This is a genomic window from Mesorhizobium sp. M0491 (assembly GCF_040321265.1).
Classification (GTDB): domain Bacteria; phylum Pseudomonadota; class Alphaproteobacteria; order Rhizobiales; family Rhizobiaceae; genus Mesorhizobium.
Genome location: NZ_JAMYRE010000003.1, coordinates 68042 through 93262 on the forward strand (window position 1 = coordinate 68042; position 25221 = coordinate 93262).

At 62.4% G+C, this 25221-nt stretch carries 20 protein-coding genes and 2 pseudogenes; 11 read left to right on the forward strand and 11 right to left on the reverse strand.

The annotated features are described in order from the left end of the window. Positions 1 to 76: 76 nt before the first annotated feature. A pseudogene (locus NKI69_RS04200) lies at positions 77 to 256 on the reverse strand (DNA-3-methyladenine glycosylase I); the annotation flags it as partial. Positions 257 to 348: 92 nt separating this feature from the next. Between NKI69_RS04200 and NKI69_RS04205 the strand changes: the two are divergent. Both NKI69_RS04205 and NKI69_RS04210 read left to right on the forward strand, forming a co-directional pair. Continuing rightward, positions 349 to 912 carry a DUF1003 domain-containing protein gene (locus NKI69_RS04205; protein WP_023810564.1) on the forward strand — a complete coding sequence of 188 codons (564 nt, stop codon included), beginning with the start codon at positions 349 to 351 and terminating at the stop codon, positions 910 to 912. Beyond that, complete coding sequence (locus NKI69_RS04210) at positions 909 to 1496, forward strand: DedA family protein (RefSeq protein WP_352720194.1); 588 nt, start codon at positions 909 to 911, stop codon at positions 1494 to 1496. Before NKI69_RS04205 ends, NKI69_RS04210 begins: the two co-directional genes overlap by 4 nt. A 3-nt stretch (positions 1497 to 1499) precedes the next feature. Here NKI69_RS04210 and NKI69_RS04215 read toward each other — a convergent pair whose 3' ends face one another. The 3 genes from NKI69_RS04215 to NKI69_RS04225 form a co-directional block, all read right to left on the reverse strand. Then, positions 1500 to 2087 (reverse strand): hemerythrin domain-containing protein, encoded by a 588-nt coding sequence (locus NKI69_RS04215; protein ID WP_352552965.1) that lies wholly within the window; start codon positions 2085 to 2087, stop codon positions 1500 to 1502. 40 nt (positions 2088 to 2127) lie between these two features. Then, a complete protein-coding gene (locus NKI69_RS04220; RefSeq protein WP_023810560.1) occupies positions 2128 to 2487 on the reverse strand; it encodes a diacylglycerol kinase in 360 nt (119 codons plus the stop codon). An 81-nt stretch (positions 2488 to 2568) separates the two neighbouring features. After that, positions 2569 to 2985 (reverse strand): GFA family protein, encoded by a 417-nt coding sequence (locus tag NKI69_RS04225; protein ID WP_023810559.1) that lies wholly within the window; start codon positions 2983 to 2985, stop codon positions 2569 to 2571. A gap of 407 nt (positions 2986 to 3392) precedes the next feature. Between NKI69_RS04225 and NKI69_RS04230 the strand changes: the two genes are divergently transcribed. Beyond that, positions 3393 to 4466: a diguanylate cyclase domain-containing protein gene (locus NKI69_RS04230; RefSeq protein ID WP_023810558.1), complete on the forward strand. Its 1074-nt coding sequence runs from the start codon at positions 3393 to 3395 to the stop codon at positions 4464 to 4466. A 106-nt stretch (positions 4467 to 4572) separates the two neighbouring features. On the opposite strand, the gene NKI69_RS04235 is transcribed toward NKI69_RS04230, so the two are convergent. The 3 genes from NKI69_RS04235 to NKI69_RS04245 form a co-directional block, all read right to left on the reverse strand. Beyond that, positions 4573 to 5946, reverse strand: coding sequence for a class II 3-deoxy-7-phosphoheptulonate synthase (locus NKI69_RS04235; RefSeq protein WP_013531905.1), 1374 nt, complete (start codon positions 5944 to 5946; stop codon positions 4573 to 4575). Between the two features lie 134 nt (positions 5947 to 6080). Next, complete coding sequence (gene mfd / locus NKI69_RS04240) at positions 6081 to 9578, reverse strand: transcription-repair coupling factor (protein ID WP_352720197.1); 3498 nt, start codon at positions 9576 to 9578, stop codon at positions 6081 to 6083. Between the two features lie 28 nt (positions 9579 to 9606). Beyond that, on the reverse strand, positions 9607 to 9894 hold the full coding sequence (locus NKI69_RS04245; protein WP_023810556.1) for a succinate dehydrogenase assembly factor 2: 288 nt from the start codon (positions 9892 to 9894) through the stop codon (positions 9607 to 9609). A 308-nt stretch (positions 9895 to 10202) separates the two neighbouring features. Here NKI69_RS04245 and recG point away from each other — a divergent pair, with 308 nt between their 5' ends. After that, a complete protein-coding gene (recG, locus tag NKI69_RS04250) occupies positions 10203 to 12311 on the forward strand; it encodes an ATP-dependent DNA helicase RecG (RefSeq protein WP_352440273.1) in 2109 nt (702 codons plus the stop codon). On the opposite strand, the gene NKI69_RS04255 is transcribed toward recG, so the two are convergent. After that, positions 12263 to 13018, reverse strand: coding sequence for a DUF502 domain-containing protein (locus NKI69_RS04255; RefSeq protein WP_027036784.1), 756 nt, complete (start codon positions 13016 to 13018; stop codon positions 12263 to 12265). The two genes, recG and NKI69_RS04255, sit on opposite strands and share 49 nt — an antisense overlap. 286 nt (positions 13019 to 13304) lie before the next feature. On the opposite strand from NKI69_RS04255, the pseudogene NKI69_RS04260 reads away from it, so the two are divergent. Next, positions 13305 to 13489: pseudogene (locus tag NKI69_RS04260) on the forward strand (GIY-YIG nuclease family protein). Between the two features lie 108 nt (positions 13490 to 13597). Here the strand turns inward: NKI69_RS04260 and glmS are convergent. Continuing rightward, positions 13598 to 15421, reverse strand: a complete 1824-nt coding sequence (gene glmS, locus NKI69_RS04265) for a glutamine--fructose-6-phosphate transaminase (isomerizing) (protein WP_023810553.1) — start codon at positions 15419 to 15421, stop codon at positions 13598 to 13600. Positions 15422 to 15643: 222 nt separating this feature from the next. Between glmS and NKI69_RS04270 the strand changes: the two genes are divergently transcribed. Next, on the forward strand, positions 15644 to 16018 hold the full coding sequence (locus NKI69_RS04270) for a hypothetical protein (RefSeq protein ID WP_023810552.1): 375 nt from the start codon (positions 15644 to 15646) through the stop codon (positions 16016 to 16018). A gap of 6 nt (positions 16019 to 16024) precedes the next feature. Here the strand turns inward: NKI69_RS04270 and glmU are convergent, their stop codons facing one another. Then, on the reverse strand, positions 16025 to 17392 hold the full coding sequence (gene glmU / locus NKI69_RS04275; RefSeq protein WP_023810551.1) for a bifunctional UDP-N-acetylglucosamine diphosphorylase/glucosamine-1-phosphate N-acetyltransferase GlmU: 1368 nt from the start codon (positions 17390 to 17392) through the stop codon (positions 16025 to 16027). A gap of 216 nt (positions 17393 to 17608) precedes the next feature. Between glmU and NKI69_RS04280 the strand changes: the two genes are divergently transcribed. Next, positions 17609 to 18073, forward strand: coding sequence for a hypothetical protein (locus NKI69_RS04280; RefSeq protein ID WP_023810550.1), 465 nt, complete (start codon positions 17609 to 17611; stop codon positions 18071 to 18073). Between the two features lie 7 nt (positions 18074 to 18080). On the opposite strand, the gene NKI69_RS04285 is transcribed toward NKI69_RS04280, so the two are convergent. Then, on the reverse strand, positions 18081 to 18827 hold the full coding sequence (locus NKI69_RS04285; protein WP_023810549.1) for a cytochrome c biogenesis CcdA family protein: 747 nt from the start codon (positions 18825 to 18827) through the stop codon (positions 18081 to 18083). A 186-nt stretch (positions 18828 to 19013) separates the two neighbouring features. Between NKI69_RS04285 and NKI69_RS04290 the strand changes: the two genes are divergently transcribed. The 4 genes from NKI69_RS04290 (at position 19014) to NKI69_RS04305 (ending at position 25157) form a co-directional block, all read left to right on the forward strand. Beyond that, positions 19014 to 19391 (forward strand): COG4315 family predicted lipoprotein, encoded by a 378-nt coding sequence (locus NKI69_RS04290; protein WP_128303545.1) that lies wholly within the window; start codon positions 19014 to 19016, stop codon positions 19389 to 19391. A 358-nt stretch (positions 19392 to 19749) separates the two neighbouring features. Then, the gene (gene topA, locus NKI69_RS04295; protein ID WP_023810547.1) at positions 19750 to 22386 is read left to right on the forward strand and encodes a type I DNA topoisomerase; all 2637 of its coding nucleotides are present in this window, start codon (positions 19750 to 19752) and stop codon (positions 22384 to 22386) included. Positions 22387 to 22392: 6 nt separating this feature from the next. Continuing rightward, on the forward strand, positions 22393 to 24711 hold the full coding sequence (rnr, locus tag NKI69_RS04300) for a ribonuclease R (protein ID WP_023810546.1): 2319 nt from the start codon (positions 22393 to 22395) through the stop codon (positions 24709 to 24711). A gap of 11 nt (positions 24712 to 24722) precedes the next feature. Beyond that, positions 24723 to 25157 carry a DUF983 domain-containing protein gene (locus NKI69_RS04305; protein ID WP_023810545.1) on the forward strand — a complete coding sequence of 145 codons (435 nt, stop codon included), beginning with the start codon at positions 24723 to 24725 and terminating at the stop codon, positions 25155 to 25157. Positions 25158 to 25221 lie beyond the last annotated feature (64 nt).

Sequence of the window (25221 nt, forward strand, 5' to 3'; positions counted from 1 at the left end):
TGGGTTAGCTCCTTTCCCTGGATATAGGGAGCAGCCTGCCCGTTACAAGCTCCCAGCGATGTCCAGACGTCTACAGGAGCACGCGCCAGACGAAACCAGCGGCGAAGACGCGTTCGGCCATAACAGAGAGAATGCGGTCATCGGCGATGTCAGCCACGGCGGCATTGTCAGGCGCCGGACCCAGCAGCGACGTAAGTTCCTCTTCGCCGCCCTTGCGTTTTGCGGCGCGTGCGCGAATTTTCTTGAAATCGGCCATTGGTCCCTCGGCAACTGGAATCAATCTAACACTTCCCGTGTGAGCCGGCAGCCTCTACCTCTTACGGCAAGCCAAAGACCCTGGAGATGGCCATGAACAAGACGATCGACGACCTGGCGAACCGCTGGCTCAAGCGGCGGCCGGACGGCCTCAGCCAGCTCGAAAGCCGGGTGCTGCAATCGACGCTCGAACGGACCACCATCTCGCGCGACACCAACAAGGCCGTCGCCTTCCACCAGACCTTCGGCGACCGGCTCGCCGACACGATCGCCCGCATCGGTGGGTCATGGTCCTTCATCCTGACCTTCATCGCCTTTCTGATCCTGTGGACATCAGGCAATGTCTGGCTGCTGTCGCGTGACGCCTTCGATCCCTACCCGTTCATCTTCCTCAATCTCGTTCTGTCGATGGTCGCCGCCTTGCAGGCGCCGGTGATCATGATGGCGCAGAACCGCCAGACCGAACGCGACCGCATCGACGCCGCCCACGATTACGAGGTCAACCTGAAAGCCGAGATCGAGATCATGGCGCTGCATGAAAAGCTGGATGAACTGCGCCACGGCCAGATTCTCGGTATGCGCGACGAGATCGTGCAGCTGACCGAAATGGTCAAGCGGATCGACGAAAGGCTGTCTTCGCAGCAGTCGGCTTCATGACCGACGCAATCCATCATTTCATCGAACAATACGGGCTGCTCGCGGTCTTTATCGGTTGCGTCGCGGAGGGCGAAAGTGCCGCCATCCTTGGCGGCTTCTTCGCCCACCAGCAGGTCTTCGTCCTGTGGCACGCGGTTCTTGCGGCCGCGCTCGGCGCCTTCGTCGGCGATACTTTCTTCTTCATCCTCGGACGAAGCTTCGCCGACCATCCCTATGTCGTCAGATTGCGCAAACGGCCCGGCTTCCGCCGCGCCTTTCGGCTGCTCAACACCCATCCCGACATTTTCGTGCTGTCCAACCGCTATATCTACGGCATGCGCCTCGTCGGCGGCATTGCAGCCGGGCTTTCCAACATTGCCGCGCCGCGCTTCGTCATCCTCAACGCGCTTTCATCGGCGGTCTGGGCGGTACTGTTCAGCACGATCGGTTATGTCTTTGGACTGGGAGCCGAGCACGTCATCGGCCAGGCGTTGATGCATCACGAACGGTTGCTGATCGGGCTTGGCATCGGCCTGACCGTGGCCGTTCTGGCATGGCTCGTCGCCCGTCACATCGCCAGGAAGGAACGCGCCAGGGAGGACTGATCGTCAATCCACGCCGAGCGCCTGATCCCCCCGATCGAGGATCAGCGGGATGATCAGGTCTTCCTCGTCGGCAAGATGCCTTGTCAGCATGGCGATCAGCCGGCTGTTTTCGTCGGCATAGGCGTCGGCGGCAAAGCGCTGTCTGTCTTCGTTTTCCTGAAGCGTCTTGATGAACGCATTGGCCGCCTCGGCATTGCGCTCCAGCCCTTCATGAATGGTGTGATGGTCGGCATCGAGAATCTCGAAGCCGCGCTTCAAACGGGGCTCGGCCTTGGCGAAGACCGGAAAATATTGATAATCCTCGACATTGTGGTGACCGTCGAGATGCCCAAGAAAATGATCGAGGCGCGGCGCGAACCAGCGCGCGAAATCAGGCGCCGTCAGCCGTCCCTCACGGTAGTCCCCAATACCGTTGGCCAGCATGCCGCCAAGTTCGCGGAACATGTCGTGCCGCTGCAGCCACATATTGGCGATGCCATGGATGTTGGCATGGTCCTGCCAGTTTTCACGCGGGTATTTTTCGACGAGCCAGCGCAGATCGTCTGGCAGGCCAGCACGCTCAAGAAGCAGAAAGCTCGTGGCTTCGGACATGACAGTCTCCTTTGGTGACTGGCATGTAGGCATCGAAAGGCTAGATCGGTAGTCCCGTAATCCGCTCGATAATGGCGATACCCCAGACGCCGGCGACGATGAGCACCGAAATCAGCACCGCCAGCGAACCGCAATCCTTGGCCAACTGGATATCGACATTGAACTCGCGGCTGAAAGCGTCGCATGCCGCCTCGATGCCGGTGTTCAGCACTTCGACCATGATCAAGAGCAGCACGGCGCCGATCAGCAAAGCATAACCGCGCCACGAGATCGAAACGAACCAGCCGAGCGGCAAGGCAAGCGCCAGCAGCATCAGCTCCTGCTGGAAAGCCTTCTCGCTGGTGGCCAGCTTGCGAAACGCCCGCACCGAATTGAAATAAGCATCGATCAGCCGCTGCATGCCAAACCCCTTTGCGAATCACCGGCACGGGATAATGCAATGGCTGGCCAGATCAATGGAATAAGGTGACTTGTCCAAGATTCATTCAGCAACCGGTATGGACGGTGTCGACTTTTCAAACTGCGGCAGCCCGTCGTCGATCGAATAGTAGTCACCCTTGTCACCGACGAAGATATGGCATTCCCCCTCAAGACCTGTCGGCTTGTCGAACGATCCCGCCATGACTGAAACGTAGTCCTGGTCTCGCGGCTTCCAGAACAGCACCGATCCGCATGCCTTGCAGAACCCACGCCTGGCGAAGGTAGAGGCTTCGTACCAGGTGATACTTTCCGTGCCCTCGATCACAATGTCGGCGTTGGCAACATTGGTCGCGGCATAGAAATGTCCGCTCTGCTTGCGGCATTGCGAGCAATGACAATAGACGACGCCACGCAGCGCTCCGTGCGTTTTGAAGCGAACCGCTCCGCACAGACACGATCCCGTATGATTGTCGCTCATTTCGACCTCCTCGAGGAAAACTCTGCCTCAGCATCGTCGTCAGGATTCCAGCTTTGCGACGACCACACGCAAGCAAATGCGACATGTACTGGCGTGGTGAATCCGAAATTCGGTTTCATTTTCAAGAGCGCGATGCGCGAATTTCGGATTCAAAGCCACCAAACTGGCGTCGTTTTCGATTATTGGGTGCGCAAATTTAAGCTTTTACAGCCGCAGGTAGAGAAAAACTGTGGAATCTCGGCAATTAAGGAAACTTTAGCGCTGGCGCATTTATGGTCATGGCAAGCGAAGGTCGTGGGTGGGGACGCATCCCTTTGCAAGTTGTTCTGGAGTCGGTCGCATTCCCCAGGTCGGCGACAAAGGGAACCCGCGAATTCTACAGCGGAATCCGAGGGGAAGAATCAAAAATGCAGCCGGCAGCTCTTCCGACCGAACGAAGCACCGACATCGCGGCCAGTGTCGTTGCCACAATGCGCCAGCTGGGCGTGCTCAGCCTGCCGCGCAACTACGAGATTTTCTACGAGGCGCTGAGCGGCACCAATCGCGAACTCAGCCTCGCCGTCGTTTCGCTGAGCAGCCGGCCGACACAAGATGAACTGGACCAGATCGGGCGCACTTTCTTTGCCCACAACCATGGTCCGGGCATCGTCGAGCATGCCAGAGACGTCATCGCCAGGGAGCTCGAGGAGGTTGCTTCGTTGCTGCGGAGCGAGCGCAGCCACATCGAGAAATACGGCAGGATCCTCGATGAGACATCGAGCGGCCTCAGCGGCCGCAGCCTTCTCTCTCAGGATCTCCTGCAGAAGATCGCCAACGCCATGGCGGTTGCCACCAATTCGACGATCGATCACGGCCGGCAGGTGGCCTCGACGCTCAGCGACAAGACGGCCGAACTCGAGAGCGTCAAGTCGAAGCTTGAGGAGTATAAGCGGCTGGCCGACACCGATCCGTTGACCCATATCTGGAATCGGCGCGCCTTCGACAAGGAGATCACCAGGATCTACAACAGCAACAGGGGTATCCTGTTCAACGCCCTGGTTCTTGTCGACATCGACCGCTTCAAGGATATCAACGACCGCTATGGCCACCCGGTCGGCGACAAGATCATCCAGAGCATCGCCGATATTTTCCAGACCAGCATTCGCGGCGACATGTTCGTCGCCCGCACCGGCGGCGAGGAGTTCGCGCTGATCATCGAGGGCGCCAGCGAGGACGCCACCTATGACGTCGCGGAGCGTATTCGTGCCCTGATCGCGCAGACGCCGTTCACCAGCAGCCAGACCGGTACGAATTACGGCACCGTTACCGTCTCGATGGGTATCTGCATGGCGTCCGAAGCCGAAGGACCCGAAGATCTCTACACCAAGGCCGACCGGGCGCTCTATCGCTCGAAGGTCAGCGGCCGCAACCGCGTCACCAGGCACTCGACGATGGCAGGCCCCCGGGCCGGCAAGAGCTGGCTGCTCTACAAGAAGGACTGACAGTCCCTGCCCGCTGGTGCCGGGAACACTGGACTAGCGCAGACATAAAAGGCGCCCGATTTCTCGGACGCCCTTTCGTGGATCTTATTCGGACTGCGCGAAAAAATCAGCCGTTGGCAACCTGCTTGTGCTGCACCGGGTGGCTCTTCTTCAACAGATCCGAGACCAGGAACGCCAGTTCGATCGCCTGGTCGGCGTTAAGACGCGGATCGCAATGGGTGTGGTAGCGGTCCTGCAACTCCTCGGCGGTGATGGCGCGCGCGCCACCGGTGCATTCGGTGACGTTCTTGCCGGTCATCTCGACATGGATGCCGCCCGGATGCGTGCCTTCGGCGCGGTGCACCTCGAAGAAGGTCTGCACCTCCTTCAGAATGCGGTCGAACGGCCGCGTCTTGTAGCCGGCGGCCTCGATCGTGTTGCCGTGCATCGGATCCGACGACCACACCACGGAGCGGCCTTCCTTCTGCACCGCGCGCACCAGCTTCGGCAGATGGTCGGCGACCTTGTCGGAACCGAAGCGGGCGATCAGCGTCAGCCGGCCGGGCTCGTTCTCGGGATTGAGCAGGTCGATCAGCTCCAGCAAGCCGTCCGGCGTCAGCGACGGACCGCATTTCAGGCCGAGCGGGTTCTTGATGCCACGGCAATATTCGACATGCGCATGGTCGGGCTGGCGGGTGCGGTCTCCGATCCAGATCATGTGACCCGAGGTGGCGTACCAGTCGCCGGAGGTCGAATCGACACGCGTCAGTGCCTCCTCATAGCCGAGCAGCAGCGCCTCGTGGCTGGTGTAGAAATCGGTCTCGCGCAGCGCGTAGTTGGTTTCCGAGGTGATGCCGACGGCCTTCATGAAGTCCATCGTCTCGGTGATGCGGTTGGCAAGAGACTCGTATTTCTCGCCCTGCGGACTGTCGGACACGAAGCCGAGCATCCAGCGGTGCACATTCTCCAGGCTGGCATAGCCGCCTTGCGCGAAGGCGCGCAAAAGGTTGAGCGTCGCCGCCGACTGGCGATACGCCATCTCCTGGCGAGCGGGGTCCGGAATGCGCGACTTGGGGTCGAATTCGATGCCGTTGATGATATCGCCGCGATAGCTGGGCAGCGTCACCTCACCCTTGGTCTCGTTGTCGGACGATCGCGGCTTGGCGAACTGGCCGGCAACGCGGCCGACCTTCACCACCGGCTGCGCGCCGGCGAAGGTGAGCACCACGGACATCTGCAGGAAGACGCGGAAGAAGTCGCGGATGTTGTCCGCGCCATGCTCGGCGAAGCTCTCGGCGCAATCGCCGCCCTGCAGGAGGAATGCGTCACCGGCGGCGACAGAAGCGAGCTGCTTCTTCAGCTTGCGCGCCTCACCGGCAAAAACCAGCGGCGGAAAGGTTGCGAGCTGGGCCTCCGTGTTCTTCAGCGCGGCAAGGTCCGGATAGGCAGGGACCTGCTTGATCGGCTTTGCTCTCCACGAATTCGGCGACCATTTCGTCATCGCTGCACCCAACGCTCTTTCCAGCGGCCTATACTCCGCCATTCCCGCCCCCATTTGGGGATCGCGGCTCCATACACGAAGCCGATTTCCTATTCTAGACCGGAATTCAAGCGCTGGCGAATGGTCCGGGCGGGCTATGCCGCCTTCTCCACCAGCCGCGCCAACTGCGTCATGACCACCGCCGAGCCCGCCAATCGCTTCTCGGGGGTTGGCCAATCGCGTACGAAGACGACGCTGTGGTCCGGCCGGATCTTGGCCAGCGAGCCCTGCTCGCCGATGAACCGGACGAGCCCAACCGGGTTGGAGAATTCGCGCTTGCGGAAATGAATGACGACGCCCTTCGGCCCGGCGTCGAGCTTCTCGACATTGGCTTTGCGGCAGAGCGCCTTGATGAAGACGATCTTGAGCAGATGCTTGACCTCTTCCGGCAGCGGGCCGAAGCGGTCGATCAGCTCGGCGCCGAAAGCGTCGATTTCCTCGGTGTTCTCGAGATCGCCGAGACGGCGATAAAGCGCCAGCCGAAGCTGCAGGTCCGGAACATAGCTTTCCGGGATCATCACCGCCGTGCCGACGGCAATCTGCGGCGACCAGCCGCCATCCTGGACCTCGCCGGAATCCTTCACCTCGGCGACAGCCTCTTCCAGCATCTGCTGGTAGAGCTCGAAGCCGACCTCCTTGATGTGGCCGGACTGCTCTTCGCCGAGAAGATTGCCGGCGCCCCTGATATCGAGATCGTGGCTGGCGAGCTGGAAGCCGGCGCCCAGAGTATCGAGCGATTGCAGCACCTTCAGCCTCCGCTCCGCGGTGTCGGTCAGCTTGCGGTTGGCCGGCAGCGTGAACAGCGCATAGGCGCGCACCTTCGAGCGGCCGACGCGGCCGCGCAACTGGTAAAGCTGCGACAGGCCGAACATGTCGGCGCGATGGATGATCAGCGTGTTGGCGGTCGGGATGTCGAGGCCGGATTCGACGATGGTCGTGGACAACAGCACATCGTACTGGCCGTCGTAGAAGGCATTCATGATGTCGTCGAGTTCGCCCGGCGGCATCTGGCCATGGGCCACCGCCACCTTCAACTCCGGCACGGATTCCTTCAGGAAATCATGGATTTCCGAGAGATCGCTGATGCGCGGCACCACATAGAAGGAATGGCCGCCACGATAGCGCTCGCGCAGCAGCGTCTCGCGGATGACCAGCGGATCGAAGGGCGAGATGAAGGTGCGCACCGCCATGCGGTCGACCGGCGGCGTGGCGATCAGCGACAGTTCGCGCACCCCGGTCAACGCCAGTTGCAGCGTGCGCGGGATCGGCGTCGCCGACAGCGTCAGCACGTGCACGTCGGTCTTCAAATCCTTCAGCCGCTCCTTGTGCTTGACGCCAAAATGCTGCTCTTCGTCGATGATCAGCAGGCCAAGGTTCTTGAACGAGATTGCGGAACCGAGCAGCGCATGCGTACCGATGACGATGTCGACCTGGCCCTCGGCGATACCTTTCTTGGTCTCGGCCAGTTCCTTGGCGCCGACTAGCCGCGACGCCTGGCCGACACGGATCGGCAGGCCGGAGAAACGCTGCGAAAAGGTCTTGAAATGCTGGCGCGACAACAATGTCGTCGGCACCACAACCGCCACCTGAAAGCCTTCCATCGCCGCGATGAAGGCGGCGCGCAGCGCCACTTCGGTCTTGCCGAAGCCGACATCGCCGCAAATCAGCCGGTCCATCGGCTTGCCGGCGCCAAGGTCGTCCCGTACCGAGTCGATCGCTGTCTGCTGGTCGTCGGTTTCCTCATAGGGGAACCGCGCGGCGAACTCGCCATAGAGGCCTTCTGCCGGCACCAGTGGCGGTGCGGAGCGCATCTGCCGCTCGGCGGCGATGCGGATCAATTGACCGGCCATGTCGAGCAGACGTTTCTTCAGCCGCGCCTTGCGCGATTGCCAGGCGCCGCCGCCAAGCTTGTCCAGCGTCGCCTCGGCCGTATCAGAACCGTAGCGCGACAGGAGTTCGATGTTTTCCACCGGCAGGAACAGCCGGTCGTCGCCGGCATAGTGGATTTCCAGGCAGTCATGCGGTGCGCCGACCGCTTCGATGGTGCGCAGGCCTATGAAGCGGCCAATGCCGTGGTCGGCGTGGACGACAATGTCGCCGGCCGAGAGCGCCGAGGCCTCGGCAATGAAATCCGAGGGACGCTTCTTGCGTTTCGAGCGCCGGATCAGCCGGTCGCCCAAAATGTCCTGTTCGGCGACGACGACCAGTTTTTCGGTCTCGAAGCCGGATTCGAGCGGCAGCACGGCCAAGGCCGCCTGACCCGGTTCGAGCTTTTCGGCTTCCGCCAGCGTCGCCACCTGCTTGAGGTTGCCGAGATGGTGTTCGGCAAGGATCTGGCCAAGCCGGTCGAGCGAGCCTTCGGTCCAGCCGGCAATGACAATGCGGCGGCGCGCTGCGCGCTCGTCAGCGATGTGTTTGACGACGACATCGAACACGTTGGCGTTCGGATCGGCGCGTTCCTCGACAAAGCTGCGGCCAAGGCGCGAACCGGCATGAAAAACCTTTTTCGCGCCGGCGTCAGGCGCGTCAAACGGCGTGAAGTCGATCGCTTCACGCGGCCCTAGCGAGGCAATCAGGTTTTCCGGGGAGAGATAGAGCAGGTCCGGTGCGACCGGCTTGTAGGGCACGGCGTCCTTCAAGGCACCGTCCGCCTGCTTCTTGCGCGCCTCGTAATGGTCGAGGATCAGCGTGTGGCGCTCGGCCAGCGCCTCATGCGCCAGATGGTCGAAGATGACAGGCGTGTCAGGCAGATAGTCGAACACCGTCTCCAGCCGCTCATAGAAAAACGGCAGCCAGTGTTCCATGCCGGCAAACCGCCTGCCTTCGCTGACTGCTGCATAGAGCCCGTCATCGCGCTGTGGAGCGCCAAAGGCTTCGATATAGGAGCGGCGGAAACGGCTGATGGTTTCCGCCGTCAGCGCCACCTCGCTCATCGCCTGCAGCGCCATCGACTTGCGTTGACCGGTGGTGCGCTGCGTGGCGGCATCGAAGACACGGATCGATTCCAGCGTGTCGCCGAAGAAATCGAGCCTGAGCGCTTCGGTCCAGCCGGGGGCGAACAGGTCGAGAATGCCGCCCCGCACCGCGAATTCACCGATACCGCGCACGGTCGGCACGCGCTCGAAACCGGACGTTTCCAGTCGCGACACCAGTACGTTCATGTCGATCTGGTTGCCGGGCCTGGCGTGGAAGGTCTGTGCCTCGACGAGATCCGCCGGCGGAATGCGCTGCAGCAGCGCGTTGGCGGTGGTGAGGATGACGGCGCGGTGCGGCTTCTTCGCCAGCGCGATCATGGCGGTCAGTGCATCGAGGCGCTTGGCGGCCGCATCCGAGCCGGGCGAGACGCGGTCGTAGGGCAAGCAATCCCAGGCCGGCAGTTCCAGCACCGGCAGGCCGGGGGCCGCGAAAGACAGCGCCTCGATGATCGCCGGCAGGCGCTGACCGTCGCGTGCGACGAACAGAACCGGCTTGTCGGGCGCGATCTCGAGTGCCGCCTGCACCAGCGCAAAGGCTTCGTAGCCGTCGGCGACGCCGTCGACGATGAACTGGCCGGCGCGGCCTTTCGGCAGACCGATGGTGGGAATGAGGCTCATGAAATCACGTCGTTCAGACTGTCGTTGTTCAAAATGTCATGGACTGGCGGAAAGCCAGGATCTTTTGCAGGACGGCACAATCGATATCGGCCGGAACCGGGCGTTCGCCGGTGACCATGGGCAGGAATTCGGTATCGGGAATGTCGAGGAGCCTCTCATATTGGTCGATTTCGTCGCCGGTCAAGGCGCCGATCTCAGCGTCGGCGAAGGTGCCGAGGATAAGGTCCATCTCGCGCATGCCGCGATGCCAGGAGCGAAACAGAAGCTTGCGGCGGCGGACGTCGAGCCCCTCGCTTGATCTCGTCGTTCCGGTCATCGTGCCGCATCCTTGCTTGCTGCGGGCGCATATAGCGTGGATAGAAGGGGCTGTCAGCCTTGCAACGGCCCGGTTGGCGTCTAACATCTCGGTGTGACGAACATTCCTGACAGTATCGGCGCTAGCACCCCCCTCTGTCCTGCCGGACATCTCCCCCTCAAGGAGGGAGATCGTATGGCACGACTGCTTTCGCCAATTTCCAACTGCGCAAGGCGGGCGAGGTCAGAACTGCTAATCGCCCCCCTTGAGGGGGAGATGGCCGGCAGGCCAGAGGGGGGTGAGCGCAGACACCGCATGGTTTCTCTCAGATGAGACCTTCCATCCTCGATCCCTTGTTTGTCCCGATCACCTCGCTTGCCGGCGTCGGACCGAAAGTCGGCGCGCTGATCGAGAAGGTTGTCCCGGCCGATCTGGGTGACCGCCCCGCCCGCGCGGGCGACCTTCTGTTCGTGCTGCCGCACACCGTCATCGACCGGCGCAGCCGGCCGGGCATCGCAGGATCCGCGGAGGGCCAGATCGTGACGCTGGAGGTGCGCATCGACCGCCACCAGCCGCCGCCGCGCGGCAACAGGTCGGTGCCTTACCGGGTCTTCGCCCATGACGACACCGGCGAGATCGCGCTGACCTTCTTCCATGCTCACGCTTCCTATCTCGAAAAGGCGATGCCCGAGGGCGAGCATGTCGTGGTCTCCGGCCGCATGGAATGGTTCAACGGCCGCCCGAGCATGGTCCACCCCGACCACATCGCGCTCGCCAGCGAGGCGGAAAACCTGCCGCTGGTCGAACCGGTCTATCCCCTGACAGCCGGGCTCTCGGGCAAGGTGCTGCGCCGGGCGATCGGCCAGGCGCTGGCGCGTGTGCCCGAATTTCCCGAATGGCAGGACGGCGCTTTCATGCGCCGCCACACGTCTCCCTCCTTTGCCGGCGCGCTTGCCCGCATCCACAATCCGGCCGACCCGATCGATGTCTCCGTCGATGGCGCTGCCTGGCGGCGCCTCGCCTATGATGAGCTGCTGGCGGGCCAGGTCTCGCTGGCGCTGGTGCGGGCAAAAGTCCGCCGCCTGTCCGGCCGCCCTCTGGTCGGCGACGGCCGCATCGTCGAAAAACTGCGAGCCGCACTGCCCTATTCGCTGACACCGAGCCAGGAGTTCGCGCTGGCCGAAATCAATGCCGACCTCGCCGATCCCGAGCGCATGCTGCGGCTTCTGCAGGGCGATGTCGGCTCCGGCAAGACGGTCGTCGCGCTGTTGGCCATGGCGCGGGCTGTCGAGGCTGGCGGCCAGGCGGCCTTGATGGCACCGACCGAAATCCTGGCGCGCCAGCATCTGGCGACCATCACGCCGCTTGCCGCCAAGGTCGGGCTGCGCATCGCCATCCTCACGGGCCGCGAGAAGGGCCGCGAACGCGCTGATACGCTGGCCGGCCTGGCAAGCGGCGAGATCGACATCGTCGTCGGCACCCATGCGCTGTTCCAGGAGACGGTCATGTTCCACGACCTGGTCTTTGCCGTGATCGACGAGCAGCACCGTTTCGGCGTCCATCAACGGCTCGCCATCACCGCCAAGGGCGATGCGCCCGACATGCTGGTGATGACGGCCACTCCCATCCCGCGCACGCTGGTGCTGACCGCTTTCGGCGACATGGACGTGTCGAAACTGACGGAAAAACCGGCCGGCCGCCAGCCGATCCGTACCGTTACTCTGCCGCTGGAGCGGCTCGATGAACTGATCGGCCGCATGGTCGAGGCGGTGGCCGGCGGCCAGAAGATCTACTGGATCTGTCCGCTGGTCGAGGAATCCGAAGAAATCAAGCTGATGTCGGCCGAGGACCGCTTCGCCTCGCTGAAACCATTGTTCGGCGACCGTATCGGGCTCGTTCACGGCCGCATGAAAGGTGCCGACAAGGACGAGGCGATGCGCGCCTTCAAGCAGGGCGAGACACGCATCCTGATCGCCACCACGGTCATCGAGGTCGGCGTCGACGTACCGGACGCCACCGTCATGGTCATCGAGCACGCCGAGCGCTTCGGCCTCGCCCAATTGCATCAGTTGCGCGGCCGGGTCGGGCGTGGCGACAAGCCCTCCTCCTGCGTGCTGCTCTACAAGGACCCGCTCGGCGAGACCGCGAAACGCCGGCTGTCGGTGATGCGCGAGACCGAGGACGGGTTCCTGATCGCCGAGGAGGACCTGAAGCTGCGCGGCGAAGGCGAATTGCTTGGCACCCGCCAGTCCGGCACGCCGGGTTTCCAGGTGGCGCGCATCGAGGCGCATGCCGATCTTCTGGAGGCCGCCCGCGACGATGCCAGGCTGATCCTGTCGCGCGACCCGGAGCTGCAATCGCAGCGTGGCGAGGCGTTGCGCCTGCTGCTTTATTTGTTCGGCCGCGACGAGGCCGTGCGGCTCCTGCGCGCCGGCTGAGCCAGGGCGGCAACCGACGGGTTGGCGAGCATCCCCTCGATCGGCTCGCCATTCACGACAACCATTTGCTTGACCTCGGGCGCCACCAGCCCGGCCGAGACGATCAGCTTGGCGCCGTCCTCGATCGTCATGTCGAGCAGCACGATGTCCGACTTCGGCACATACATCAGGAATCCGGTGGTCGGGTTCGGCGTGCACGGCATGAACACGGCAATCAGCGGATCGCCTTCCTGGTCGAGCTTTTGGTTGATCTCGGTTTCCTTCTCGCTGGCGACGAACACCAGCGACCACACACCCTTGCGCGGATATTCGACCAGCCCGACCTGGCGGAACATGTCACCCTTGTTCGACAGCACGGTCTCGAAAATCTGCTTCAGCGAGCCATAGATGCCGCGCACCAGCGGCATGCGGCCAAGCAGGCGCTCGCCGAAATTGACGATGGCGCGGCCGACTATGTTGGCCGTCAGGAAGCCTATCAGCGTGATCAGGATCAACGCGACGATCAGCCCGAACCCCGGCACCGGAAACGACAAATAGGTGTCAGGGCTGTAGCGGGCCGGAATATAGGGTTTCACCCAGGAATCGACCCAGCCGATGAAAGACCATGCAATGTAGGCGGTGATCGCCAGCGGCGCGCAGACAATGAAGCCCGTGAGGAAATAGTTCCTCAGCCGGGTCACGCCGGAAGTCTTGGGAGCGTCGGACATGATTCACCGGAGGCGCGGGTTGCAGCGCAACATTAGTGAACCGGACGAAGTTTTGGAACTGCGAAGTTTTTAAAGAGCCGATTATGCCGCCGCTTCCAGCGAAGCAATCCAAACGGAAGCAGCATACGTTCGCGATTAGCCGAAACATCCCTCCCCTTCGTCATCCACGGGCGGAGCAAGGAGCGAAGCGACGCGGCGCAGACCCGAGGATCCATTCCGTGACGTCGGCCGAAGAACGCAACCCCTCAAGATGGTCGGCGAATCCTTCGGTCGCTATACTTCGTTCATGACGGGCTATGTCTATTTAACTGCGAGCCGGAAACGCGGCACCATCTATATTGGCGTCACAAACGATCCGATGCGATCCAGCGCGAGAAGTCGCTGAAACGTTGGCCGCGTCAGTGGAAGATTGAATTGATCGAAAAGGTCAATCCGGAGTGGTTCGAGCTTTTCCGCGGGACTGGGTGGTAGCGCCAAGTTCTGCACCGCTTTGATCCGCCATACCGTCCCGGAATGGATCCTCGGGTCTGCGCAGGAGCTTCGCTCCCGCTCCGCCCGTGGATGACGAAAGGATGAGGCCTACTCCACCGTCACCGATTTCGCCAGATTGCGCGGCTGGTCGACGTCGGTGCCCATAAAGACGGCGGTGAAATAGGCGAGCATCTGGATCGGCAGCGCGTAGATGATCGGCGAGATGATTTCCGGCACGTCCGGCAGCACGATCGTCTCCATCGTCTTGACGCTCGTCAGTGCCGCACCCTTGCTGTCGGTGATCAGGATGATCTTGCCGCCGCGCGCCGCCACTTCCTGCATGTTCGACACGGTTTTTTCGAAAATGCGGTCGTGCGGCGCGATGACGATGACCGGCATGTTCTCGTCGATCAGTGCGATCGGGCCGTGCTTCAGTTCGCCGGCTGCATAGCCTTCGGCGTGGATATAGGAGATTTCCTTGAGCTTTAGCGCGCCTTCCATGGCCAGCGGGAAATTGGTGTCGCGGCCGAGATAGAGCACGTTCTTATAGTGAGCGAGGTCGCGCGCGGTCTTTTCGATCTGATGGTCGAGCTTCAGCACCTGATTGGCATAGCGCGGTGCTTCCGAAAGCTCGCGCACAAAGGTCTTTTCCTGCTCCTTCGAGATCGTACCGCGCGCCACGCCAGCCCGCACGGCAAGCGATGCCAGCACCGACAACTGGCAGGTGAACGCCTTGGTGGAGGCGACGCCGATTTCCGGCCCGGCGAGCGTCGGCAGCACGACGTCGGATTCGCGCGCCATGGTCGATTCGCGCACATTGACGACGGCGCCGATCTTCATCCCCGCCTTGCGGCAGTAGCGCAGCGAGGCCAGCGTGTCGGCGGTCTCGCCCGATTGCGAGATGAAGAAGGCGGCATCGTTCTTCGACAGCGGCATTTCGCGGTAACGGAATTCCGAAGCGACATCGATATCGACCGGCAGTCGCGCGTAGCGCTCGAACCAGTACTTGCCAATCAGGCCGGCGAGATAGGCGGTGCCGCAGGCCGAAATCGCCAGCCGGTCGATTTTGGCGAAATCGAAAGGCAGGTCGAGCGGCTTGGAGACGCCGCCGACAAAATCCAGATAATTCGCCAGCGTGTGCGAGATCACCTCGGGCTGTTCATGGATTTCCTTCTCCATGAAGTGGCGTCTATTGCCCTTGTCGACCATGAAACTGGTCGAGAGGGACTGCTGGCGCTTGCGGTCGACCTTTGTGCCGTCGATGTCGAAGATGGTGACGCCGTCGCGGCGCACCACCGCCCAGTCGCCATCTTCGAGATAGGTGATCGAATTGGTGAACGGGGCGAGCGCGATGGCGTCTGAACCCAGAAACATCTCGCCATCGCCATGGCCGACAGCCAGCGGCGGACCGTTGCGCGCGCCGACGATCAGGTCTTCATCGCCCTTGAACATGATGGCCAGCGCGAAAGCGCCTTCCAGCCGCTTCAGCGCCTGGTGCGCGGCATCAACCGGCTTCAGCCCCCTGGCGAGTTCGCGCGCCACCAGATGCGCCACGACCTCGGTGTCCGTCTGCGACGAAAAAGAATAGCCGTCGCGGATCAGCTCGGCGCGCAGTTCGGCGAAATTCTCGATGATGCCGTTGTGGACGATGGCGACGCCATCGGAAAAATGCGGGTGCGCATTGGTCTCGTTGGGCACGCCATGCGTCGCCCAGCGTGTGTGACCGATGCCGATCGTGCCGTCGAGCGGCTCGTCCTTGAGCCGGCGCTCCAGGTTGATCAGCTTGCCTTCGGCGCGGCGGCGGGCGAGTTCGCCACGCTCGATGGTGGCGACGCCGGCCGAGTCATAGCCGCGGTACTCCAACCGCTTCAACGCATCGACGATGAGCGGCGCAACCTGCGAGTGGCCGACGATTCCAACGATACCGCACATGCAGAAAGCCCCCGATTCCCCGGAAAACCAGCGCTATTTAGGGATGGCCGGCCTGCCGTGGAAAGTCACATTGCATTTCGTCCCGTATAACGGAACGCTCATTCTGTCGATGCACCATGACAGGCCGCCTTGCAATCCGGTTACTGCAATCGTTCGGTTTGTCAGGCTTCGGTTTTCAGACGATGGTTTTCACCAGAGAGATATCTCGCTAATAGCCCTGCCATGAGCGAGAGCAAGCCCACCGTAACCCTCTGGCGCCCTGTCGGCCCCAGGGAACTGAAACTGATCCAGGCCTCGGGGATGCAGGCGTTTCCGCCGCGCCTGCCCGAGCAGCCCATTTTCTATCCCGTGACGACCGAAGCCTATGCGGTGCAGATCGCACGCGACTGGAACGTGCCGGCCAGCGGCTCGGGGTTCGTCACCCGGTTCGACGTTCTCAAGAGCTTTCTCGACCGCTACCGGGTCGAGCACGCTGGCAGCAAGGCGCATCTGGAATACTGGATTCCGGCCGAAGATCTCCCTGAATTCAACAAGGCGATCGTCGGCAAGATCGAAGTCACAGCCGCTTTCGGCAAGGACGCGAAGACTTCCGGCTAACGCCCGTTATCCAGCAGCCTTTTTCTTCGCCGCCGCCGCCGAAGCAAAGCGCTCGCGCAATTCCTTGCCCTTGCCTGGAATCGTCTTCTGGCGGGCGCGGCCGAAGGCCAGCGCGTCGTCGGGCACGCTTTCGGTGATCACGCTGCCCGAGGCGATGTAGCCGCCCTTGCCGATGGTGACAGGCGCCACCAGCGACGAATTGGAGCCAATGAACGCGCCCTCGCCGATGTCCGTGAAGAATTTCGAATAGCCGTCGTAATTGCATGTGATGGTGCCGGCGCCGATATTGGCACCCGCGCCGACGCGGGCATCGCCGATATAGGTCAGATGGTTGACCTTGGCGCCCTCCTCGATAACCGCCTGCTTGACCTCGCAGAAATTACCGACCTTGGCCTTGTTTCGGAGATCCGCGCCCGGCCGCAGCCGCGCGTACGGCCCGACATCGCAATTGGACGCAATGGTGGCGCCCTCGATATGGCTGAAGGCATGGATCTTGGCGCCCGTGGCGATTTTCACGCCCGGGCCGAACCAGACATTGGGCTCGACGATGGTGTCAGCGCCGATCTCGGTGTCGTGCGAGAAGTACACGGTCTCCGGCGCGATCAGCGTCACGCCCGACAGCATTGCCTCATGGCGGCGGCGCGCCTGCCAGATGCCCTCGGCCTGCGCCAGTTCGGCGCGATTGTTGATGCCGAGCGCGCTCTCGAAGCTGGCTTCGGTGGCGACGACATCGAGGCCTCGCGCGCCGGCGATCTCGACAATGTCGGTGAGGTAATACTCGCCTTTGGCATTCTTGTTGTCGACCTGATCGAGCAGCGTCAGCGCGTGAGCGCCGGCTACCGCCATCATCCCGGCATTGCAGAAGCCGATTTTTTTCTCCTCCTCGGAGCAATCCTTTTCCTCGCGGATGGCGACCAGCTTGCCGTCCTTTTCGATCAGCCGGCCATAGCCCGTCGGGCTGGGCGGACGGAAGCCAACCACCACGACGGCCGCACCTTCCGCCAGTTTCAGCCGCGCCACGGTCAGCGCATCGGCGTCGATCAGCGGCGTGTCGCCGAACATCACCAGGATATCGTCATAACCCTTTGATATCGCATCGCGCGCGGCGAGCACGGCATGCGCGGTGCCGAGGCGCTTGTCCTGCACGAAGGTCTCGGCCTTTGGAGCGAATTTCGCCGCCGCCTTGCGCATCTCTTCGGCCCCATGGCCGATCACCAGCGCCTGGCTGCCGGCACCAGCGGCTTCGGCTGCCTTCACCACATGGGCGACCATCGGCAGGCCGGCGATCTGGTGCAGCACCTTCGGCAGCACGCTCTTCATGCGCGTGCCTTCGCCGGCGGCAAGGATGACGGACAGGCAGGATCTCTGGCTCATGGAACGACAACCATATGAAAGGGTTGGGAATCAAAGCATGCTAGCAGTGGCGCCATGCTTCACCAATGCGGTTAAATTCCGGTGAGGTGGGAGCGGAGGCGTTCAGGATTCGATCCGCGTTGCCGTAGGCATCCGCGTCGCCCTAAGCAAAAGCAAAGCGATAGCCGGTGCTGTTAGATCATGTTAAATTTTCTAATCGTCTCGGGGATAATTCACATGTGGCCGTTTTCAAAAAAGCAGTCGAATATCTCGCGAGAAATTGTTTCGAGCGCCGACCAGAAAAATTCAAGGCTTGGTAGTGTAGAGAACTTTGCAAGGTATCTTGGCGTTGACATCACCCCCTACGGAGCAGGTGTCGCGCTACTGTCTCTCGAGAGCGGATACAGCGAAGCCGAAACAGCATCACATTTCGCGGTTGTAACTTTGGCTCGCGACATTCGGGAGGCAGGATTCGATATCGAAAAGATAGTGCGATTTGCGCCCATTGCCATGGCAACGCTTGAATGCCTGAAGGAGCTGAAAGATCGAGGATTAATGCGCGAAGAAATTTGGCAAAATGACACCACGGCGATTGGCAAGATCGCTTTTCCAAGTCCGGATACCCATTCTTGGATCGAGCGAGTTCTCAGCGATCCCACGGTAGCTCGTGACCGCGTTGCGGTGAGCCGCATCCAAATTTAGATCAAACCTACCCCAGCCGCCCCAGCACCGGAAAATTCTCCAGCAGCCAATACGACACCGTCTGCACGCCACCAGTGAGGAAAAACACCCCGGCGACGACCAGCAGCGCGCCGATCGCTTTTTCGACGCGGCCGAGATGGACGCGGAATTTGCCGAGGAAGCGCATGAAGGCGCCGGAAAACAGTGCGGCGATCAGGAATGGGATGCCCAGCCCGAGCGAATAGGCGGCGAGCAGCAGCGCGCCCTCGCCCACCGTTTCGCGGCCACCTGCCAGCGTCAGGATCGGCCCCAGCACCGGGCCGATGCAGGGCGTCCAGCCGAAGGCGAAGGCCAGTCCCATGACATAGGCCGCGACGGCACTTGCCGGCTTGCCCTGCGACTGGAAGCGCGCCTCGCGCGACAGCAGCGGAATGCGCAGGATGCCGAGGAAATTCAGGCCCATCAGGATGATCAGCACACCGGCGCCCATTGCCAGCGGCTCCTGCCAGACGCGCAGCAGCCGGCCGATGGTCGAGGCGCCGGCGCCCAGCGCGACAAAGACGGTCGAGAAGCCGAGCACGAAGGCGATCGAGGAAAAGAGCAGCGCGCCGCGTGCGCCTTCACGCGCTGTCGCACCGGCATTGCCGCGGAAATCGTCGACCGACACGCCGGCCATATAACAGAGATAAGGCGGCACCAGCGGCAGCACGCAAGGCGACAGGAACGAGATAGCTCCCGCCCCGATCGCGCTGACATAGCCGATGTCCAATGCCATTTCCAAGAACTCCAATGCCGTGACGCCGATATAGCGACGCGCAGCCTTGTCCACCAATCACCATTGTGTTGGCAAGATCATCCATTGCCCGACGCACTTGCCAGGAAGAAACCACAGCCCGCAGGCGTTGATGCTGTGAGGCCGCGATTTCCCGCGCGTCTCCAGATATCAGTCAGGGAGATTTCCATGAAAACCATAACCGCAGGACTGGCAGCGCTTCTACTCAGCACAGCCGCATCCTTCGCCGCCGACGCGTGGAAGGAAGCCGAGGTCAATGGCACCAAGATCTACACCGACGCCAACGGCATGACGCTTTACACCTATGACAAGGACGAGAAGGGCAAGACCAACTGCTATGACAAATGCGCCACCAACTGGCCGCCGCTGAAGGCCGAAGCCGGCGCCAAGGCGGATGACGAATGGACCGTTGTCGACCGCACCGACGGCACCAAGATGTGGGCCTATGACGGCAAGCCGGTCTACACCTTCATAAAGGACAAGAAGCCCGGCGACGTGACCGGCGACGGCGTCGGCGAAGTCTGGCACATCGTCAAGGCCGACTAAGCCACTCTATCCCAGTCCCGCCTGCTGACTGGTCGCCGGGCATCGCTTCATGCCGCCGGCGGCCAGCATCAATCAGCCGTTCTGGCGTCGAACCGACGCTATTCCCGGCCGTCACTCCGCGACTCGGTGGAAAAGTGAAACCAGGTCGTTTTCGCCGGCTCGGCACCACATCTCCCTTTCCCAAAATTCTGTGATTTTCTCCATACACTCTTAGAGTGTATTGCTGCGGACCGGCCCGCAATTTGGGCGCTTCCCCTTGACCGGATGCAAAAGCGCGGCCATGTGAGCGACAAATAGAACGAGATTTCGTCGCGCGCAGCGGAATTCTTCTGCCGCACCACAGCTGATATGAGACCTCATGGACGTCGTCGTCGTCGAATCGCCGGCCAAGGCGAAGACAATCAACAAATACCTCGGCAAGAACTACAAGGTTCTGGCCTCGTTCGGCCATGTCAGGGATTTGCCGGCCAAGGATGGCTCGGTGCGTCCGGATGAGGATTTCGCCATGTCCTGGGCGGTCGACACCGCCTCTGGCAAACGCCTCGCCGACATCGCCAAGGCGGTCAAGGACGCCGACGGCCTGATCCTCGCCACCGATCCGGATCGCGAAGGCGAAGCGATTTCCTGGCATGTGCTGGAAGTGCTGAAGCAGAAGCGCGCGCTGAAGGACAAGCCGGTCAGCCGCGTCGTCTTCAACGCCATCACCAAATCGTCGGTGCTGGAGGCGATGGCCAATCCGCGCCAGATCGATGCACCGCTGGTCGATGCCTACCTCGCCCGCCGGGCGCTGGATTATCTCGTCGGCTTCACGCTGTCGCCGGTGCTGTGGCGCAAGCTGCCGGGCGCCCGCTCGGCCGGCCGCGTCCAGTCGGTTGCGTTGCGTCTCGTCTGCGACCGCGAATCCGAGATCGAGCGCTTCATCCGCGAGGAATACTGGCAGATCGCCGCCCTGCTGGGCACGCCGCGCAACGAGAATTTTGAAGCGCGGCTGACCGCCTTCGACCGCAAGAAGCTGCAAAAGCTCGACATTTCCAACAAGGCGCAGGCCGACGACATCAAGTCGATGCTTGATGGCGCAACCTTCAAGGCGGTGTCGGTGGAAGCCAAGCCGACCAAGCGCAATCCCGGCCCGCCCTTCACCACTTCGACCCTGCAGCAGGCCGCTTCGTCAGGTCTCGGCTTCTCGGCCAGCCGCACCATGCAGGTGGCGCAACGCCTCTATGAAGGCATGGAGATCGGCGGCGAGACCACAGGTCTCATCACCTATATGCGAACCGACGGCGTGCAGATGGCACCCGAGGCGATCGACGCCGCACGCGACGCCATTACCAAGGAATTCGGCGCAAAATACCTGCCGGAAAAGCCGCGCCAGTATACGGCCAAGGCCAAGAACGCCCAGGAAGCGCACGAGGCGATCCGCCCGACGGATTTCATGCGCACGCCGGCATCGGTCAGGCAATATCTCGATTCCGACCAGATGCGGCTCTATGAGCTGATCTGGAAGCGCGCCATCGCCAGCCAGATGCAGTCGGCCGAGATCGAGCGCACCACCGCCGAGATCGAAGCGGTCAATGGATCGCGCACCGCCGAGCTTCGCGCCGTCGGCTCGGTCGTTCGCTTCGACGGCTTCATTGCCGCCTACACCGACCAGAAGGACGACGATACGGAAGACGAGGAAAATCGTCGCCTGCCCGAAATCCGCGCCGGCGAGCAGCTTGCCCGCCAGGCGATCAATGCCACCCAGCACACCACCGAGCCGCCGCCGCGCTATTCCGAGGCGTCGCTGATCAAGAAGCTGGAAGAACTCGGCATCGGTCGGCCTTCCACCTATACGGCGATCCTGAAGACGCTCGAAGACCGCGACTATGTCACCATCGACAAGCGCCGGCTGGTGCCGCAGGCCAAGGGCCGGCTGCTGTCGGCCTTCCTCGAAAGCTTCTTCAAGCGCTATGTCGAGTACGACTTCACCGCGTCCCTCGAGGAAAAGCTCGACGAGATCTCGGACGGCAAGCTCGCCTGGAAGGACGTGCTGCGCGATTTCTGGAAGGATTTTTCCGGTGCCGTCGCCGACATCAAGGAACTGCGCGTCACCGACGTGCTCGACGCGCTCAATGAGGAACTGGCGCCGCTGGTGTTTCCCGCGCGCGAAGACGGTTCGAACCCGCGCATCTGCCCGAAATGCGGCACCGGCAATCTGTCGCTGAAACTCGGCAAGTTCGGCGCCTTCGTCGGTTGCTCCAACTATCCCGAATGCTCCTTCACCCGCCAGCTCGGCGACGCCGCCAATCCGAATGGCGAGAATGGCGGCGGCGAGGACGGCACCAAGGTCATCGGTAAGGATCCCTACACGTCAGAGGAAATCACGCTGCGGAGCGGCCGCTTCGGCCCCTACCTGCAGCGCGGCGACGGCAAGGAAGCCAAGCGCTCCAGCCTGCCCAAGGGCTGGACGGCAGAATCGATCGATCACGAAAAGGCGCTGGCGCTGCTGTCGCTACCCCGCGATGTCGGCCAGCATCCGGAAACGGCCAAGATGATCTCGGCCGGGCTCGGCCGCTACGGTCCGTTCGTGCTGCATGACGGCACCTATGCCAATCTCGAGAGCATCGAGGACGTGTTCTCGATCGGCCTCAACCGCGCCGTGTCGGTGATCGCCGAGAAGCAGTTGAAGGGCAAGGGCGGACGCAATGGCGGCACTGCCGCTGCGCTCAAGGAGCTTGGCGACCATCCCGATGGCGGCGGCAAGATCGTCGTGCGCGACGGCAAATACGGACCTTACGTGAATTTCGGCAAGGTCAACGCCACCCTGCCCAAGGGCAGGGATCCACAGTCGGTGACCATCGAGGACGCGCTGGCGCTGATTGCCGAGAAGGAAGCCAAGGGCGGCGGCGGCAAGAAGCCGTTCCGCAAGGCAGCGGCGGCCAAGGCCCCGGCAACCAAGAAAGTAGCCGCCAAGAAGCCGGCTGCGAAGAAGCCGGCCGCGAAGAAAAAAGGATAGGGCAGCGTGGCGCGCAAGATCACCGGCAGAACCCACGGCGATCCGCGCACCGCCGACACCAGGGCCAAGGTCAAGGACGACTACCGGCCGTCGCGTGACGAAATCCTGCGCTACATCGCCGAAAATCCCGATCGCGCCGGCAAACGCGACATCGCAAAGGCGTTCGCGCTGCGCGGCGACGATCGCATCTGGCTGAAGGACATTTTGCGCGACTTGCAGGACGAAGGCGTCCTTACCAAGGAGCGCAAGGGGTTGGCCCGCGTCGGCGCCCTGCCCCATGTCACGGTCCTCGATATTTTTGACCGTGATGCCGATGGCGTGCTCTTGGCGCGTCCTACCGAACACACGGCCAATGGACCGCCGCCCATCGTTTCCATCCGCCTGTCGCGCAGTGGCAGTGGACCGGCGCCCGGCATTGGCGACCGCGTGCTGGCCAAGACCTTTCCGGCCGACGAGACGAACGTTGCCCTGGGCGGCCCCGCCTACACCGGGCGGGTGGTGAAGATTTTCGAAAAACGCACCGATGCCGTGCTCGGTGTCTTTCGCATCTTGCAGGACGGCACCTTCCGCATCGAGCCGGTGGAACGGCGCCAGCCCGAACTGATCGTCGACAAGGAATTCCAGAACGGCGCCAAGAACGGCGACCTGGTCGAGGTCGAGCCCGCGCGGGCTTCCCGCTATGGGCTGCCGAGAGCCAAGGTGCTCAACGTGCTGGGTTCGCTGACCAGCGAAAAGGCGGTCTCGATGATCGCCATCCACGCACACGACATTCCGCATATCTTCCCGGCCGACGTCATCGCAGAATCCGAAGCGGTCAAACCCGCGACGCTGGATCACCGCGAGGATTGGCGCGACCTGCCGTTGATCACCATCGATCCGGCCGACGCCAAGGATCATGACGACGCCGTCTTCGCCACGCCGGATCTCGACGAGAAGAACCCGGGCGGCGTGGTCGCCACTGTCGCCATCGCCGACGTCGCCGCCTATGTGCGCTACGGCACGGCACTCGACCGCGAAGCGCTGAAGCGCGGCAATTCGGTGTATTTCCCGGATCGCGTCGTGCCGATGCTGCCCGAGCGCATCTCCAACGATCTCTGCTCGCTGCGCGAGGGCCAGGACCGGCCGGCATTGGCAGTGCGCATGGTTTTTTCGGCCGAGGGCCGCAAGCTCAGGCACTCCTTCCATCGCGTCATGATGAAGTCGGCGGCAAAGCTCGCCTACCAGCAGGCTCAGGCGGCGATCGAGGGCGCGCCGGACGACAAGACAGGCCCTATCCTCAAAACCGTGCTGAAGCCACTGTGGGACGCCTATGCGATCCTGAAGCGCGGCCGCGATGGCCGCCAGCCGCTCGAACTCGACCTGCCGGAGCGCAAGATCGTGCTAAAGCCGGACGGCACCGTCGATCGCGTCATCGTGCCGGACCGGCTCGATGCCCACAAGCTCATCGAAGAATTCATGATCCAGGCCAATGTCGCGGCGGCCGAAACGCTCGAGGCGAAGAAACAGGAACTGGTCTATCGCGTCCATGACGCGCCATCGCTGGCCAAACAGGAATCGCTGCGCGAGTTCCTGCAGACATTGGGCCTGTCACTTGCGCGCGGCGCGCAGATGCAGCCAAGCCAGTTCAACGGCATTTTGGAGCGCGTGCGCGGCGCCGACAATGAAGGCCTGGTCAACGAAGTGGTTCTGCGCTCGCAGAGCCAAGCCGAATACTCGCCAAAGAACATCGGCCATTTCGGTCTCAACCTCCGCCGCTACGCCCATTTCACCTCACCGATCCGCCGCTATGCCGATTTGATCGTGCATCGCGGACTAATTGCCGCACTCGGATTGGGTCCGGGCGGACTGACGCAGGACGAAGCGGCACGGCTCGAAGATGTCGCCGTGCTGATTTCCGGCACGGAACGCCGCGCAATGGCGGCCGAGCGGGACACGGTCGACCGTCTGATCGCCAGCTATCTCGCCGAACGCGTCGACGACCGGTTCGATGCCCGCATCTCCGGCGTCACCAAGTCAGGACTATTTGTCCAATTGCCGCAGTACGGCGCGGATGGTTTCATCCCGGTGTCAACTCTGGGCGGCGATTACTATATATACGATGAAACGGCCCGCTCCCTGTTCGGAGAACGCTCGGGCAAAGGTTATCAGCTCGCGGACCGTGTCGAGGTCCGACTCATCGAGGTGGCGCCGATGGCCGGGGCGATGCGCTTCGAGATGTTGACCGACCCGAAGCCTCTGCCGGGCTCCAAACGGTCGTTTCACAAGGCCAAGGGCCGCGCCCGCGCGTCGCAATCGCGACCGGGTTCGCGCGGCAGGAGACGATGATGACAACAGCCATGGAAGAACAGGTTTTCGGCGGAGAACATCACTCGGGCCGGACCACGCGCCCGCTGTGGACGGCGATGAAGCGCGGCCTGCTCGGCCGCTGCCCGCATTGCGGCGAAGGCAAGCTGTTTCGCGCTTTCACCAAGACCGTCGACACATGCAGTGTCTGTGGCGAGGAATTGCATCACCACCGGGCCGACGACCTGCCCGCCTATCTCGTCATCGTCATCGTCGGCCATATCGTGCTGGGCGCCTTCATGGGCGTTGAGGCGACGTCGACGCTGTCCACATGGCAGCACATCGCCATCTGGGTGCCGCTGACCATCCTTTTGTCGGTTGCGCTGCTGCAGCCGATCAAGGGTGCTGTCATCGGACTGCAATGGGCCTTCTATATGCACGGCTTCGGCGGCGAGCACGACGTGATCGAGCCGCATCCCGGAGCCTAGGCCGCAGCCAGGAATGCTGCCTGGCGCAACATACCGACCGTGAAAGGCCACTTTCGCTTGCCAG